Annotated in this window: 12 protein-coding genes; 4 read left to right on the top strand and 8 right to left on the bottom strand. The window is 71.2% G+C overall.

All coding sequences use genetic code 11. The annotated features are described in order from the left end of the window. Positions 1-47 precede the first annotated feature (47 nt). Positions 48-2,027 (bottom strand): DNA primase, encoded by a 1,980-nt coding sequence (gene dnaG / locus GCL72_RS03715; protein WP_153143374.1) that lies wholly within the window; start codon positions 2,025-2,027, stop codon positions 48-50. Positions 2,028-2,152: 125 nt separating this feature from the next. On the opposite strand from dnaG, the gene GCL72_RS03710 reads away from it, so the two are divergent. Beyond that, positions 2,153-2,737, top strand: a complete 585-nt coding sequence (locus GCL72_RS03710) for an aminoacyl-tRNA deacylase (protein WP_246160996.1) — start codon at positions 2,153-2,155, stop codon at positions 2,735-2,737. Here GCL72_RS03710 and GCL72_RS03705 read toward each other — a convergent pair whose 3' ends face one another. The 3 genes from GCL72_RS03705 to GCL72_RS03695 form a co-directional block, all read right to left on the bottom strand. Then, positions 2,738-4,060: a deoxyguanosinetriphosphate triphosphohydrolase gene (locus tag GCL72_RS03705; RefSeq protein WP_211364957.1), complete on the bottom strand. Its 1,323-nt coding sequence runs from the start codon at positions 4,058-4,060 to the stop codon at positions 2,738-2,740. A gap of 102 nt (positions 4,061-4,162) precedes the next feature. Further along, positions 4,163-5,317, bottom strand: coding sequence for a tRNA dihydrouridine synthase DusB (dusB, locus tag GCL72_RS03700; protein WP_153143373.1), 1,155 nt, complete (start codon positions 5,315-5,317; stop codon positions 4,163-4,165). Positions 5,318-5,391: 74 nt separating this feature from the next. Next, positions 5,392-6,369, bottom strand: coding sequence for a GNAT family N-acetyltransferase (locus GCL72_RS03695; RefSeq protein WP_246160995.1), 978 nt, complete (start codon positions 6,367-6,369; stop codon positions 5,392-5,394). Between the two features lie 1,037 nt (positions 6,370-7,406). Between GCL72_RS03695 and GCL72_RS03690 the strand changes: the two genes are divergently transcribed. Continuing rightward, a complete protein-coding gene (locus GCL72_RS03690; RefSeq protein ID WP_153143372.1) occupies positions 7,407-8,558 on the top strand; it encodes an MBL fold metallo-hydrolase in 1,152 nt (383 codons plus the stop codon). Positions 8,559-9,683: 1,125 nt separating this feature from the next. Here the strand turns inward: GCL72_RS03690 and GCL72_RS03685 are convergent. The 3 genes from GCL72_RS03685 to GCL72_RS03675 form a co-directional block, all read right to left on the bottom strand. Continuing rightward, positions 9,684-11,063, bottom strand: a complete 1,380-nt coding sequence (locus tag GCL72_RS03685) for a glycine--tRNA ligase (RefSeq protein WP_153143371.1) — start codon at positions 11,061-11,063, stop codon at positions 9,684-9,686. Between the two features lie 188 nt (positions 11,064-11,251). Then, on the bottom strand, positions 11,252-11,698 hold the full coding sequence (locus GCL72_RS03680) for a VOC family protein (RefSeq protein WP_153143370.1): 447 nt from the start codon (positions 11,696-11,698) through the stop codon (positions 11,252-11,254). A 58-nt stretch (positions 11,699-11,756) separates the two neighbouring features. After that, positions 11,757-12,770 carry a DMT family transporter gene (locus tag GCL72_RS03675; protein ID WP_153143369.1) on the bottom strand — a complete coding sequence of 338 codons (1,014 nt, stop codon included), beginning with the start codon at positions 12,768-12,770 and terminating at the stop codon, positions 11,757-11,759. An 86-nt stretch (positions 12,771-12,856) separates the two neighbouring features. On the opposite strand from GCL72_RS03675, the gene GCL72_RS03670 reads away from it, so the two are divergent. Beyond that, positions 12,857-13,219, top strand: a complete 363-nt coding sequence (locus GCL72_RS03670) for an RNA-binding S4 domain-containing protein (protein ID WP_153143368.1) — start codon at positions 12,857-12,859, stop codon at positions 13,217-13,219. A 39-nt stretch (positions 13,220-13,258) separates the two neighbouring features. Here GCL72_RS03670 and GCL72_RS03665 read toward each other — a convergent pair whose 3' ends face one another. After that, complete coding sequence (locus GCL72_RS03665; protein WP_153143367.1) at positions 13,259-13,930, bottom strand: alpha/beta hydrolase; 672 nt, start codon at positions 13,928-13,930, stop codon at positions 13,259-13,261. Between the two features lie 133 nt (positions 13,931-14,063). Between GCL72_RS03665 and GCL72_RS03660 the strand changes: the two genes are divergently transcribed. Next, on the top strand, positions 14,064-14,981 hold the full coding sequence (locus GCL72_RS03660; RefSeq protein ID WP_153143366.1) for an SGNH/GDSL hydrolase family protein: 918 nt from the start codon (positions 14,064-14,066) through the stop codon (positions 14,979-14,981). Positions 14,982-15,005 lie beyond the last annotated feature (24 nt).

The raw sequence follows: 15,005 nt of genomic DNA, 5'->3' as shown, positions 1-15,005 counted from the left end.
CGCACCGACCCCCGTGCGCAGTGTTCAGCGGTCCCGGTGCGGAGGGCTCACTGGTCGCCGCGCAGCGCCCGTCGCCGATGCTCGAGGTCCATCAGCTCGCGGTTGAGCCGCTGGTGCTCCTCGGGGGACTCGTCGGGCCCCATGCGCTGCAGCCGCCCGAGCAGATCGGCCTTCTGGTGGGTGATCTTCAGCTCCACCAGCCGATTGAGGATCGACTGGCAGTAGGTCTCGACCCCCTCCTCGGTGCGCGCCGGCAGCTGGGCGACGGCCAGCTCGGCGACCAGCGGCCTCAGCGGCTCGGGGACCTCGTCGGATACCGCCCGCACCCAGTTGCGCGGGTCGGTGGCCGAGGCCGCCGCCGAACGCAGTCCCGCATGGACGGCCGCATGCGCCGGGGCGGTGAAGCGCACGGTGAAGATCTCCTCCCACTGTTCGGCGGTCAGCCGCGTGGGATGCTGCAGGATCACCTCGAGCGCCTGGCGCTCCATCATCACCGCCGGGTCCCGCGTGTCGGGCCGGGGATAGTGCGTCGGCGCGGCCGACGACGCCGTCGGCTCGCCGGCCGGTCCGCCGTGGTCCTGCGGGCCGGGCTGATGCTGGATCGGCTCGCCGCCGTCGGCCGGGTCCGCGTCGGGGGCCGGGCCGAACCCGCGCCGGTGCGCCTGCACGGCCGGGTCGACCTGCCGCTGCGGGGCGACTCCGCGGCGGGCGGCGGCCTGCACCGCCCGGTTGACGTCGTCCATGTCCATGCCCAGCCAGCCGGCCAGTTCACGAGTGTAGGCCGGCTTCAGCGCCGGGTCCTTGATCCCGGCGACCACCGGGGCGGCGTAGCGCAGCGCGCCGACGCGGCCCTCGACGGTGGAGAGGTCGTAGTCCTTCATCCCGGCGCGGATGGCGAACTCGAACAGCGGGCGCCGGGCGCGGATCAGCTCGGAGACGGCCTCGTCGCCACGGTGCTGGCGGACGTCGCAGGGGTCCATGCCCTCGGGCCCGACGGCGATGAAGGTCTTGGCCAGGAACTGGTGGTCCTCCTTGAATGCCTTCAGCGCCGCGGTCTGGCCGGCCTCGTCGCCGTCGAAGGTGAAGATCACCTCTCCCCCGCCGCCGTCGTCGGAGAGCAGCCGGCGGGCGATCTTGATGTGGCCCTCGCCGAAGGCGGTGCCGCAGGTCGCCACTGCGGTGTCCACGCCGGCGACGTGGCAGGCCATCACGTCGGTGTATCCCTCGACGACGATCAGCTCGCGCTTCTTGGCGATGTTCCGCTTGGCGTGCTCGATGCCGTAGAGCACCTGCGACTTCTTATAGATCGTCGTCTCCGGCGAGTTGAGGTATTTCGGCCCTTTGTCATCCTCGTGCAGGCGCCGGCCGCCGAAGCCGACGGTGTTGGAGGTCATGTCGCGGATCGGCCAGATCAGCCGCCCGCGGAAGCGGTCGTACAGGCCGCGGGAGCCTTCGGAGAACAATCCGCTGGCGGAGAGCTCCTCGTCGGTGAAGCCGCGGGAGCGCAGGTGCTTGAGCAGGTGGTCCCAGCTCTGCGGGGCATAGCCGACGGCGAACTGCTCGGCATGGTCGCGGGTGAAGCCGCGGCCGGCCAGGAACTCCCGGGCGATCTGCGCCTCCGGGGAGTGCAGCTGCTCGCGGAAGTGCTCGTCGGCGATCTTGTGCGCGTCGAGCAGCCGCCGACGACGGCCGACCTCCTCCTTGTCCGGCCCGGTGCCGCCGTCCTCGTAGCGCAGCTCGATCCCGGCCTTCGCGGCCAGCCGCTCCACAGTCTCCTGGAACGAGGTGTGGTCCATGTTCATCACGAAGGCGATGACGTCACCCGACTCCCCGCAGCCGAAGCAGTGATAGGTGCCCACCTGCGGGCGGATGTGGAAGCTGGGAGTGCGCTCGTCGTGGAACGGACAGAGCCCCTTCCAGGAGCCGATGCCCGCGCTCTTGAGCGTCACATACTCCTCGACGACCTCCCGCAGGTCCACACGTTCGCGCACGGCGTCGATGTCTTCGCGCTTGATGAGTCCGGCCACGCCTCGAGTCTACCGATGAGCGCCACCCCGCAGGCGCCTGTGCAGGAGTCCCACGGATCACCCCGGGGAACAGCCCGGGGAACGACTCGGGGAATCCGCCGGCGGCGGTCTCGGTTGTCCCGGGCATGGAGCAGCAGTCCACCCCCGTCTCAGCCATGCCGACCCCCGCGCCGATCCCCGCCGACGTCGAGCTCTCCGCCGAGGACCGCGCCTCGGTCGAGCGCATCCGCGCCGACGCCGCCGCCCGCGGCGTCGCGATCGAGCTCGTCTCCCGCGGACCGTCGGGCTCCCTGGAGGAGGCCGCCGCCGCGCTGGGGATCGCGCCCCGGGAGATCGTCAAGACGCTGGTGGCCCGGGCCAAGCTCACCCAGACCGCCGACGAGCACACCTACGTCATCGCCCTGATCCCGGGTGACCGGCAGGTCGACTGGGCGAAGCTCCGGCGGCTGGCCGGGATGAAGAAGATGGCGATGACCGCGCCCGAGGAGGCGGTGGAGGCCACCGGCCACCGCCCCGGCACGATCACGCCCTTCGCCGCGGAGAGCGTCGCCGGCACCCGCTGGCCGGTCTACGCCGACGCATCCATCGCCGGCCGCATCGGCATGGGATCCGGGGCGCGGGACCTGAGCCTCTTCGTCGAGGCGCACGAGCTCTTCGCCGCGTTCGACGTCGTCACCGCCGACATCACCAAGCCGGCACCGCCGGACTGATCAGCCGAACAGGCGATTGGCGAAGGGCTCTCCCCTGACCAGCGCGTAGTACCACTCCAGGGCCGCGCCGTCGGTGAGCGAGGCGACCTGGTCGGCGATCGCCCGGGACCGCGCGGCGTCGCCCTCGGCCAGCTGGAAGTCCTCGCGGAACATCGGCTCCAGGTACCGGTCGCCGGAGTCGCGCAGCAGCTCGATCAGCGACTCGATCACCTCGCGCTGGCGCTGATAGACCGGGCGCTGCTGCTCGGAGGTCATGATGTAGGAGGCCGAGAGTCCCTTCATGGCCGCGATCTCCTCGTGCGTCTCCCGCGGGATCACCAGATCAGCCTCGTGGCGCACCAGGGGCCTGTCTCCATAGGCTTCGCGGGTGGCCTCGTAGATGGCCCCGCAGAAACGTCCGATCAGCTCCGAGGTCATGTTCTTCAGCGCCGCGAGCGAACGCCGCGAGCCGTCGGACTCGCGCACCCAGCGGTCGATGGAGGCCAGCCGGTCGAAGGCCTCCTCGATGCGATCCTCCTCCGTGTCCGGCAGGTACCACTCGCGGGTCACCCGGATGACCCGCTTGCGCTGCAGCGGCACTTCGAGGAAGCGCAGCTGGAACTGTCCGGAGAAGATCCCGTCCTCGACGTCGTGGACGGAGTAGGCGATGTCGTCGGCGGCGTCCATCACCTGGGCCTCCATGGACTGCCGCCGCCCGTCGACGCCGCGGCGGATCCAGGCGAAGACGTCCAGGTCGTCCTCGTAGGCGCCGAACTTCGCGCCGCGCGTCCCGTCGGCGAGCAGCGGCGCCTCGTGCTGGCGCCAGGGGTACTTGATCGCCGCGTCCAGCGAGGCCCGGGTGAGGTTCAGCCCCGCCGAGCGGCCGTCGTCGTGGAATCGCTTGGTCTCCAGCCGGGTGAGCAGCCGCAGCGTCTGCGCATTGCCCTCGAATCCGCCGGACGCGCCCATCAGCTCGTCGAGGACCTTCTCGCCGTTGTGGCCGAAGGGCGGATGCCCCAGGTCGTGGGCCAGGCAGGCGGCGTCGACGACGTCGGGATCGCAGCCGAGCATCCGCCCCAGCTCGCGGCCGACCTGGGCGACCTCCAACGAATGGGTCAGCCGGGTGCGGGCGAAGTCGTCGGCGTCGGGCGAGACCACCTGGGTCTTCGCTCCCAGGCGGCGCAGCGCCGAGGAGTGCAGCAGCCGGGCCCGATCACGTTCGAAGGAGGAGCGATACACCGACTTGCCGTGCTCGGGGAGCCACCGCTCCTCATCCTCGACGGTGTAGCCGGGGCGCAGGGCGGCATAGCCGGCTTCGGCACGCTCGTGGGGCTGGACATCCATGGACTCCAGCCTAGCGGCCCGCGGCCCGACCCCGCGCGGCGGCGAGGGGCGCCCCCGCCCTCTGCGGACCGACGCACGCCGCGGGCCGCCGCCGGGCACGGCTCAGCCGCCGGAGGTGTCCACTTCGGCGGCGGCGATCATCTCGCGCTGGTCCTCGTTGAGCTCCCGGGAGACCAGCCAGTCCTCCGGCAGGTGGACCTTCTTCGGCGAGCCCGCCCGGCCGCGCGGTCCCTCGGCGTCGGCGCCCGGGTAGTCGATCGAATGGTCCAGCCGGCCGAGCAGCTCCTGCAGCTGGGCCAGCGTCTCCACGGTGACCAGCTGGGTGCGCAGCTGCGAGCCGACCGGGTAGCCCTTGAAGTACCAGGAGACATGCTTGCGGATGTCCTGCATGGCCTTGCGCTCGTCGCCGTCGAAGTACGGGATGAGCATCTGGGCATGGCGCAGAAGGGTCTCGACGACCATCGCCAGATCCGGGCGATGCCGCTCGTCGCGCCCCTCGAAGGCGGCCTGCAGGTCCCCGAAGAGCCAGGGCCGGCCCTGGCAGCCGCGGCCGACGACGACGCCGTCGACACCGGTGCGCCGCACCATCTCCAGCGCGTCCTCGGCCGACCAGATGTCGCCGTTGCCCAGCACCGGCAGATCCGGCAGCGCCTCGCGCAGCTCGGCGATGGCGTCCCAGTCGGCGGTGCCCGAATAGTGCTGGCGGGCGGTGCGACCGTGCAGCGCGACGGCGGCGACGCCGGCGTCGCGGGCGACCTTCCCGGCCTCGGTGAAGGTCAGGTGGTCCTCGTCGATGCCCTTGCGCATCTTCACAGTCACCGGAACCCCGCCCCTCGAGGCCTCGCGGACCGCCGTGGCGACGATGGACTCGAAGAGCCGGATCTTCCAGGGCAGCGCCGAACCGCCGCCCTTGCGGGTGACCTTCGGCACCGGGCAGCCGAAGTTCAGGTCGATGTGGTCGGCGCGGTCCTCCTCGACCATCATCCGCACCGCCTGCCCCGTGGTCACCGGGTCGACCGAGTAGAGCTGGACCGAACGCGGCACCTCGTCCGGCTCATGCTTGATGATCCGCAGCGACTCCGGGCGCCGCTCCACCAGCGCGCGGGCGGTGACCATCTCGTTGACGTAGAGCCCCCCGCCGTGCTCGCGGCACAGGCGGCGGAAGGCGGTGTTGGTGATGCCGGCCATCGGGGCCAGCACCACCGGCGTGTCGACGGTGATGGGCCCGATCTGCAGCGGCGGCAGGACGGGGTTCATCAGCGGGTCCCCTCAGTCGTGGTCTCCAGGGCGGTTCTCCGGCACGGCTCCGGAGCATCTCCGGCGCGGGCGCATCAGCTCGCGGCGTCGCGGGCGTAGATCAGCGCCTCGAAGTCCGACTCGGCGCGGCCGGCGGAGAGCAGCTCGTCGGTGACGCGGGTCAGCGGCTCCATCGAGTCGTCGACCTCGACGCTGACCGGATAGCGGGCCGCGAGCAGCGCCAGCAGCGACTGGCAGGCGGTCTCTGCGTCGTCGTCGGCGAGCTGCGGGTTCCAGCCCAGCAGCACGTCGGCCGGATCCTCGGTGCGCTCGGGCGTGTAGCTGATGGCGAAGGCGAGGATGCCGCCGTCGGCGCCGGGACGCCGGTCGCGCAGCGCCACGGCTCCCGAGGCGCCGGTGCCGTCGCCGAGCAGCAGCTTCTGCGCCTTGCCGACGGTCATCTCCGCACGGTCCCAGTCGTGGACGGCGTTGTAGAAGTCGACGACGGCGCTGGTCAGCGCGACCGACCCGGTCGCCAGGTCCTCCAGGTCCAGACCGGTGCCCTCCAGGTCCGGCAGGGCCAGCGCGCCGGCGCTGACCACGACCTGGCGGGACCGCTGGATCTTGGTGAAGCCGTTGTCCTTGAGGAAGCACTGCGCGGCGGTGCGCTTGCCGCAGCGGGCCTTGAGGCTCTGCGTCGAGCAGTTGCCCGCCTCGGCGGCGAGCAGCTCGAGCATCTCCGCGGCGATGCCGCGGCGCCGGTGGTCCTCGGCGACCTCGGCGTAGAAGGAGAGCCGGTCCGGGTGCAGCGAGGAGCGCAGGATCGTCGCCGCGGCCACCGGGACGCCGTGGTCCTCGGCGACGATGCAGCGGGCCCAGGGGTCGTCGGAGGAGGGCCGCAGCAGCGCCCGGTCCTGGTGCTGCAGGGCGTTCTCCGGGTCGCCCCAGACCTCCAGCAGGGCGAGGTCGTCGCCCTCGGCCCACGGCCGGACGGTCAGGCCCGACTTCAGGGTGAGGCGGTCCGCGCCGTCGTCGTGCTCCGACGGGACGGAGTCCTCGGGCATGGTGCTCATCGCGTGTCCTTCATCGGGGAGGCGGCTTCGGGTCAGCCACGCGATTCTAGTCCCGTCCACCGGGCGGGGCAATGCGGGGCGGTGCCGCCGACGCCCCGTGCCCCGCCGCCGGAGCGTCGACGTCGGACTCAGCCCAGCAGCCGCGCGGCGAGGTAGCCCTCGAGCTGGTCCAGGCTCAGCACGCGAGATGCGGGACGACTCCGGCGCCGAACTCGACCACCCTTATGAGAACGAGACCGACGAACGACCATGTGGCGGCGGGGTCCGGATCGGCACCTCCCTGGCGGGTTCCTTCGCTCGCCCCCATTCGAGACAGCCGGCGGCCGCCCCGGTGATGCCGCCACCGATCGTGCCCCCGGCCGTGACCAGGGTTCCCTGCCACCCCTCGGCCAGAACCACGTTGCGATCCCCGCCGGCAGGGGCCGCTCAGTCGACGTCGATGGCATCGACGCCGAGCGCGTGGCCGAGGCCGGCCGCGCAGCGCCGACGGCGGTCGCTCTCGACAGCGCCAACACACAGGATGGGCGAGCGATCGCCTTCATGGGCCCTGCCCAGCGGGCCCTGACACCGTCGTGCACGTCGCCGCAACGGAACATCCCACAGCACCGGGCAGAGCGACGACGCGATGGGACTGACCACATTCCACCACGCCGGGCATGACAGGGACCATGCTCCAGCGCGCATTCCGGCGCCGTCTGGGTGAATGTTCGGGGCGCCCATCGACGGCAGGGAACCCGAGCCGTTCCGCAGGGTGCGACGATGAGGGCGATCCAGCGCCTCCGCTGCTCCGTGGCTGCGTTCCCCGAGCCTCGCGCGCGCCGACCGGCCACCGTTGCCCACGGCGCCACGAACAGCAGAGAGCGAGCCTTCGTATCGGCCTCATCCGTCACGTCCGGCGTCGAAGAGCTCGCCACGACCTTCGTGACCCACACCACTCAGCGTGCACGGACGAATCCCCTGCACGCAGGGGCAAGGCGCACCGCACGTCGCGACCCTAGTCTCATACTCCACTGTCCACGGATGAGGGAGGCAACGACATGTCCGAAGATCATCAGCACCACACCGTCCCGCCGGGCTCCGCGCCCCACGGACTTTCCCGGAGGAACCTGCTGCAGGCCGGCTCCGTGGGTGCCGCCGGCGCTGCCCTCTGGGGCGCCGCGACCCCGACGGCGGCAGCCTCTGCACGGTCTGCGGGCGGCCGCGACTCCGGCGTCGAGTTCGTGGCGCTCGGCACGGCGGCCGGACCGCCGCTGGAGACCGGACACACCGGCATCGCCTCGGTGCTGCGCGTGCACGGGCGGAACTACCTGATCGACTGCGGCCGCAGCGCGCTGACCCAGTACAGCCGGGCCGGACTGCTGCTCTCGGATCTGGCGGCCATCCACATCACCCACCTCCACGCCGACCATATGGCCGACTTCTACAATTTCTTCCTGCTCGGCGGATGGGGCCCGGGCGACGGCGAGCTCGACGCCGGCATCACGGAGACGGTCCCGGTGCACGGCCCCGGCCCGGCCGGTGCGCTGCCGCCGGCCTTCGGCGGAGGCGAGGCGCCGACGGTCGCACCGGAGAATCCCACGCCGGGGCTCGCGGAGCTGACCCGGCTGAGCATCGCCGCCCATGCCTATTCGACCAATGTGTTCCTCCGCGACTCAGGAATCCCTGACGTCCGCGAGCTGATCGACGTCCAGGAAATCGCACTGCCCGATGTGGGCGCGACTCCGCTGGGCGAGACCGCCCCGGCCATGGAGCCCTTCGTAGTCTCCGAGGACGACCGCGTCCGTGTCAGCGCGGTGCTCGTGCCGCACGGGCCGATGTTCCCGTCCTTCGCCTTCCGCTTCGACACCGAAGAGCGCTCCGTGGTGTTCTCCGGCGACACCGCCCGCAGCGACAACGTGGTGCGGCTCTCCGAAAGCGCGGACCTGTTGGTGCACGAGGCGATCGACCTGGAGCATTACCGCCAGGCCGGCCTGCCCGACGCGGTGCTGAGCCACTTGGAGAAGTCCCACACCACCACCGAGGACGTCGGCCGGGTCGCCGAAGAGGCCGGCGTCGGGACCCTGGTGCTCAGCCACCTGGCACCCGGGGCCGAGGGCACGGTCTCCGACGGGCGCTGGATCTCCAAGGCTCAGCGGCACTACTCCGGCCAGGTCATCCGGGCCAAGGAGCTCATGCGCGTGGCAGTGTGAGGCCGTCTGATCTCGGGCCGCCGGGGGCGCCACCGAGCGACGCTCCATGGTCCCGCCGTTTTCGCGATGTCACGGTGCTGCATGTCCGTATGCAGCTCCAGGACATAGTGGACACTCATGGCAGCTGGGATGAGATGCCCGGATTCTGCCTGCGGGGCGAGGCGATCTCGGCGAGGAAAGTCCCCTGGGCATCGAAGTTCTCCAGGCGATCGCTGTGCTCGATCCGGTGCAGCAGGTGGCCGCTGCAGCGGCTGCCGCACCGGATCGAGCGATCGCGGCAGTGGAGCAGTCCTCTGGCCCGGAACCGACTCGTCGGCTCGTGCCCGCTGGGGCATCGGTCTCCACCGGTGTCAGCGCCCCGGACCCTGGTGCGCCCGAACGTGGTTGCACCAGCTCCGGCAGTCGGCCAGCACCGGTCGGCACTAGGCCTGGATCGCTTGGCGGAAGGCCTGCACCACTGCTGGGGAGGTCTCCCCTGGCAACGACCGAGGCCGCCGGGCTGTAGCGGGTGGCATCGTCGAGGCTCTCGAAGATCAGCACCGACTCGCCGGTGCTCAGCCAGTGTTCGAACGCTTCCGCCTGCCGTCGCTGATTCGGCAATCGCGCGGCGAAGCGGCGATAGGCCCGTTTGGGGCGTTTGTGGCGATTGCGCGCCACGACCTGGGCCTGGTCGAAGGTCCGTTCTGCTGCCGACCGCGAGGGCAGTTGCTCGAAGTCGCAGCGATGCTTGCGGCGCAGGCTGAACAGCACGCTCTCTGCCCCGTGGTCCTTGCCCTCGGCCTGCAGCCGACGGCGTTCGGCCAGCACCGCCTGGCGGGCGAACTGACTCAACCGTCCCCGACGTCCTGGCCTGCCGGGTGGATTCCATCAGCATCGCCGTCTGCCCGTGTTCGGCGGCCAGTCGGCGGATCGAGTGGAACCACGAGCGCGACACCCCGTGCTCAGCGCAGAAGGCCCGCACCGCGCCCGGCCGTCATCTGCCGGACGATCGATGACTTACTTGTTGGCGGACATGATCGGGTATTCGTCCCATGCCGCAGAAGTGTCCACTAAGTGCTGTTCCTGGAGTGGGCGCTATGTCATGACACAGCACATGCCCCTGTCCGGATGTGAGGACGCGGCCGCTCAGCCCAGCAGCCGCGCGGCGAGGTAGCCCTCGATCTGGTCCAGGCTCACCCGCTCCTGGGTCATCTCGTCGCGGTCGCGGACGGTGACCGCCTGGTCCTCGAGCGAGTCGAAGTCGAAGGTCAGGCAGAACGGGGTGCCGATCTCGTCCTGACGACGGTAGCGGCGGCCGATGGCGCCGGACTCGTCGTACTCGACGTTCCAGTGGCGGCGCAGCCGGTCGGCCAGCTCCTGCGCCGGGCCGGCCAGCTCCGGCTTCTTCGACAGCGGCAGCACCGCGGCCTTGATCGGGGCGATCTTCGGGTGCAGCTTCATCACGATGCGGGTGTCGACGCCGCCCTTGACGCTCGGCGCCTCGTCCTCGGTGTAGGCGTCGACGAGGAAGGCCATCATCGCCCGCGTCAGGCCGAAGGAGGGCTCGATGACATACGGGGTGTACCGCTCGCCGGTGCCCTGGTCGAAGTACTGCAGCTTCGCGCCCGAGGCCTCGGTGTGCGAGCCGAGGTCATAGTCGGTGCGGTTGGCGACGCCCATCAGCTCGCCCCACTCGGAGCCCGGGAAGGAGAAGCGGTACTCCAGGTCGATGGTCGCGGCCGAGTAGTGGGCCCGCTCCTCCTCCGGCACGTCGAACTTCCGCAGGTTCTCCGGGTCCAGGCCGAGCTGGACGAACCAGGCGTAGCAGGCCTCGACCCAGTGGTCGAACCACTGCGGCGCCTCGTCCGGGCGGGTGAAGTACTCGATCTCCATCTGCTCGAACTCGCGGGTGCGGAAGATGAAGTTGCCCGGGGTGATCTCGTTGCGGAATGCCTTGCCGATCTGGCCGATGCCGAACGGCGGCTTCTGCCGCGCGGAGGTCACCACGTTGTTGAAGTTCACGAAGATGCCCTGGGCGGTCTCGGGCCGCATATAGTGCAGCCCCTCCTCGTTGTCGACCGGACCCAGATAGGTCTTCATCAGTCCGGAGAACTGCTGCGGCTCGGTCCACTGCCCGCGGGTGCCGCAGTCGGGGCAGACGATCTCCTCCATGGACTCGGCCGCCCGGCCCTTCTTGTCCTGGAAGGCCTCCTCGAGGTGGTCCTGGCGGTGCCGGCGGTGGCACTGGATGCACTCGACCAGCGGGTCGGAGAAGGTCTTCACGTGGCCGGAGGCGTGCCAGACGGGCTGCGGCAGGATGATCGCCGAGTCCAGGCCGACCATGTCGCCGCGTCCGCGGACGAAGGTCTGCCACCACTCGGCCTTGATGTTCTCCTTCAGCTCCGTGCCCAGCGGACCATAGTCCCAGGCCGACCGCGACCCTCCGTAGATCTCACCGGACTGGAACACGAAGCCGCGGCGCTTCGCCAGGGCGATCACTTTGTCGAGTGCGGTCTCTGTGGCCATGGAAGAGCTTCACCTCTGGTCGGGGTGCAGTGTGCTGTGCAGGATGCCGTCGGGCTGCGGGCCGCGACGTGCGGACGGACGGGGAAAGCCTACCGCGGCGGGCCCCGGTGCGCCGATTCGCGCCCGCGTCCTTCGACGACGCCGCCGCCTCCGGCCGCCCGTCGGCCGTCGGGCGGCGACGCCCCGCGTCAACCGGCGTCGGGCGCGTCGAAGACCACCGCGCCGTCGTCGTCGATCCGCCAGCCGGGATTGTGGGCGATCTCCCAGACGATGCCCACCGGGTCGCGGACGTAGGCGTGCATCATGCCGGGCACCGCCGCGGGCTGAGGCTGCTTGAGGATGGTCGCGCCGGCGCGCTCCATCCTGTCGACGGTCCGGTGGACGAGGTCGGCGTCGTGGAGATTCTGCGCCAGCGTGAAGCCGCCGGGCCGGGAATGGACGCCGCCGTCGCCGATGTCGACATCCAGCGCCTGGGCGTCGAAGAGGCCCAGCACCTGGCCGGGCGCCGACTGGTAGAACTGGATCTCCCCCGGCTCCTCGAAGAGCGGACGCCAGCCGAGCCCGGACACGTAGAAGCGGCGGGCGGCGTCGAGGTCGTCCACGGCGACGGTGATGACATGGACGTCCTGGTCCATCGTGCTCGCCTCCGTTCCGACGGGTCCCGCTCCCCTGCGGAGCTGGCGGAGTCCGAGTCTAGTGCCCCGCGCCGCGCCGGCGGGAGGCCCGGCCGTCCGGCAGCGAGGCGACGACGACGGCGACCAGCGTCAGCAGCGTGCCGAGCACGGTGGCCGTGGTGACCACCGAGCCCGGAGCCGGGATGATCAGATCCAGCAGCAGCGAGCCGATGAGCTGACCGGCGATCATGCCCATCGCCGCCAGCAGCACCCCGACCCGGGTCACCAGCACGGCGCCAAGGCCGATGAACACGCAGCCCATCGGCCCGCCCAGGTAGTACCAGCCGGCTGTGGGCAGCGCCTCGCCGACGCCGCCGACCCCCAGCTTGATCAGGTAGGCGACCAGCAGCACCGCGGTGCCGGCGATGAAGTTGATCAGCGTTCCGGGGATCGGACCGCCGTAGGCGGCCGACTGCCGTCCGTTGAGCGCCTGCTGGGCGCTGGAGCCGACGCCGGCGAGCAGCGGCAGGATCACCAGCAGCAGCCACTCCGGCCCGCCGTGGTCGGCGCCCAGCTGCGGCGAGACCGTCCAGAGCACCGCCAGCACGGTGAGGATCGCGCCGATCATGCGCAGCGGGGATAGCCGCTTGCGCCCGCCCGGCCCCAGCCCGACGCGGTCCCAGAGCATCCCACCCAGCGTCTGGCCGGTGACCACTGCGACGGTGAAGACGGCCACGCCGATCATCCCGATGGTCAACGACTGGGTGAGCACCAGATAGCCGCCCAGGCAGCCGGCCAGCAGGTACCACCAGCGCACCTCGCCGGCGGCCAGCGCCGGGCGCACGCGGCGCATCGTGGCCCGCCCGCGAGGCGTGGCCGCGACGATGACGAGCATCAGCACCAGGCCGACGGCGAAGGAGATGAGCGCGGCGAGGAAGGGATCGGCCGTCTCGGCGGCCAGCGCGGAGTTGATCCGTCCCTGCGAGGGGATGGCCGCTCCGGCGACCAGCGACATCACCAGGAACAGGATCCAGGCGGTCCGGGACTGTCCGGCGTCGCGGACGGGGGTCTGCGTGATGGTCGAGGTGGACATGGACCCAGCGTAGAACGTCCCTGAGGATTCGACCGGCCGGATGATGACGTCCTGTGGCGCGCCGTCGGATGCGCCAGACTGGAGGCATGAACGAGGAGCACCAGGACCAGGACGCGCGGCCGCACCAGGACGACGTCGAGCACGAGCTCGACGAGGACCACGACGAGGGCGAGTTCATCGAGGTCGACCAGATCCCGATCCGGGACGCGTCCATCCGACTGGGGCAGCTGCTGAAGCTGGCCAACGTCGTCGAGCACGGCGGCATGGCCCGCGAGGTGCTCGACGCCGGGGCGGTGACCGTCGACGAGGAGGTCGAGACCCGCCGCGGCCGGCAGATCCGCCCCGGCGAGATCGTCCAGCTCGACGGCGAGGCGCTCGGCCTTCCCGAGGCGGCCCTCACGCCGGTCCCGGAGGAGCTCGAGGAGGAGTCCGAGGAGCTCGAGGACTGAGCGGCGCGGCGCCGAGCCGCCCGGGCGGCGTCGACGTCGTCAGCGGCGGGCGGTGCGCGCCGGCTTGAGCACCATGTGGGTGAGGAACTCGCCGACGTGGGAGATCTCCTGCGGCACCACGCCGTGGCCGGCGCCGGCGTAGAGGACCTTGGTCAGATTCGCGTGCTCGGTGGCCCACCGGTGGGTGTGGTCGACGGCGGCGGCCGGGATGATCGGGTCCTCCTGGTCGCGCCCCCAGAAGAAGGGGATCTTCGCGGCCGCGAGCGCCTCGTCGTCGACGGCGGCGGCGACCTGCTCGTCCTCGCCCGGGTCGAGGACGAATCCGGAGAGGCCGACGACGGCGGCGAGCTGGTGCGGACGGGTGCGCAGCAGCGTCGTCGCCACAGCCATGCCCTGGGAGAAGCCCAGCAGCGTCACCGAGAGGTGCTGGTCCTGCACCGACTCGATCCAGGACCACACGTCCTCGGCGGCCTGCAGCACCTCGGCGGAGTCGTAGCTCAGGTCCTGGGGATCCAGGGAGAACCAGCTGTACCCGGGTCCGGCCGTCAGCGGTCCCCGCAGCGAGGCGTAGGTGAACTCCTCGGGCAGGTTCGGCACCAGGCCGAGGAGGTCGTGCTCGTGGGATCCGTAGCCGTGCAGCAGCACGACCAGGTGGGTGTCGCGGCGTTCGTCGGGCTCGCGGGACCAGACGACTACGGGCTCGGGGTTCATCGGCGGGGGCTCCTCGGGTCGGGCTCGGTCGGGACCAGGACGGATCGGACGCGCCGTCGACGCATCCGGCGGTCCATGATCTCATCCCCGGCGATGACTCGGCTGATGGTGCGGGACGGCGCCGCCGTCGGTCATGGAACTCCAGAGGCGGCTCCGGCAGAATGAAGACGTGCACTCGTCAGAACTCCACCACCCCGCAGATCATGACTCCGCGCCCGACGCCGCGCACTCCGCGGCGGACCATCGGCACCCCTGGAGCCGCTACGTCGCGCTGGGCGACTCCTTCACCGAGGGCATCGGCGACCCCGACGAGTCCCGCCCCGGATACCACCACGGGTGGGCCGACCGGATGGCCGAGGAGCTCGCGGCCGGAACGGCCGACTTCGCCTATGCGAACCTGGCGGTGCGCGGCAAGCTGATCGCCCAGATCCGCGACGACCAGATCGCCCCGGCGCTGGACCTCGCACCGGATCTGATCACCCTCTGCGCCGGCGGCAACGACGTCATCCGCCCCGGCGGCGACCCCGACGAGACCGCGCGCACGTTGGACACCATGGTGCAGCTCCTGGCGACCTCCGGCGCGACGCTGCTGCTGTTCACCGGACCGGATGTGCGCGAGACTCCGGTGGTCGGCTCCGTGCGCGGCAAAATCGCGATCTACAACGAGAACATCCGCACCGTCGCCGCGCGGCACGACGCCGTCGTCGCCGACATGTGGGCGCTGCGCAGCCTGACCCGTCCGGAGATGTGGGACCCGGACCGGCTGCACTTCTCCCCGCTGGGGCACCACACCATCGCGGCGATGGCGCTGGACGCGCTGAACGTCGAACACGACCTCGAGCCGCTCGAACCACGGCCGACGCCCGAGCGCAGCTGGCGCGAGGCGCGCGCCGACGACGCCGTCTGGGCCCGGCACCATCTCTTCCCCTGGGTGCTGCGGCGGCTGCGCGGCCGATCCTCCGGCGACGGGGTCACCGCGAAGCGCCCCACCTATGAGCCGCTCTTCGGCGGGGCGATGCCGCCGGGCGGGTCGGCGGCCCAGGGCGGCTGAACGCCCGGCGGACGCCGGCCGGTC

The sequence above is a fragment of the Nesterenkonia halophila genome (genome assembly GCF_009467795.1).
Taxonomy (GTDB): Bacteria; Actinomycetota; Actinomycetes; order Actinomycetales; family Micrococcaceae; genus Nesterenkonia; species Nesterenkonia halobia.
Note: the sequence above shows the minus strand (reverse complement) of the source record. Positions and strands in the feature narration are given on the sequence as shown.

What these genes read in the sequence shown, in the direction of transcription:
- GCL72_RS03660 (WP_153143366.1), top strand. Translation starts at nt 14,064, where the DNA reads ATGGAACTCCAGAGGCGGCTCCGGCAGAATGAAGACGTGCACTCGTCA.
- dusB (WP_153143373.1), bottom strand. Translation starts at nt 5,317, where the DNA reads ATGAACCCCGTCCTGCCGCCGCTGCAGATCGGGCCCATCACCGTCGAC.
- GCL72_RS03680 (WP_153143370.1), bottom strand. Translation starts at nt 11,698, where the DNA reads ATGGACCAGGACGTCCATGTCATCACCGTCGCCGTGGACGACCTCGAC.
- GCL72_RS03695 (WP_246160995.1), bottom strand. Translation starts at nt 6,369, where the DNA reads ATGAGCACCATGCCCGAGGACTCCGTCCCGTCGGAGCACGACGACGGC.
- GCL72_RS03675 (WP_153143369.1), bottom strand. Translation starts at nt 12,770, where the DNA reads ATGTCCACCTCGACCATCACGCAGACCCCCGTCCGCGACGCCGGACAG.
- GCL72_RS03685 (WP_153143371.1), bottom strand. Translation starts at nt 11,063, where the DNA reads ATGGCCACAGAGACCGCACTCGACAAAGTGATCGCCCTGGCGAAGCGC.
- GCL72_RS03670 (WP_153143368.1), top strand. Translation starts at nt 12,857, where the DNA reads ATGAACGAGGAGCACCAGGACCAGGACGCGCGGCCGCACCAGGACGAC.
- GCL72_RS03690 (WP_153143372.1), top strand. Translation starts at nt 7,407, where the DNA reads ATGTCCGAAGATCATCAGCACCACACCGTCCCGCCGGGCTCCGCGCCC.
- GCL72_RS03710 (WP_246160996.1), top strand. Translation starts at nt 2,153, where the DNA reads ATGGAGCAGCAGTCCACCCCCGTCTCAGCCATGCCGACCCCCGCGCCG.
- GCL72_RS03665 (WP_153143367.1), bottom strand. Translation starts at nt 13,930, where the DNA reads ATGAACCCCGAGCCCGTAGTCGTCTGGTCCCGCGAGCCCGACGAACGC.
- GCL72_RS03705 (WP_211364957.1), bottom strand. Translation starts at nt 4,060, where the DNA reads ATGGATGTCCAGCCCCACGAGCGTGCCGAAGCCGGCTATGCCGCCCTG.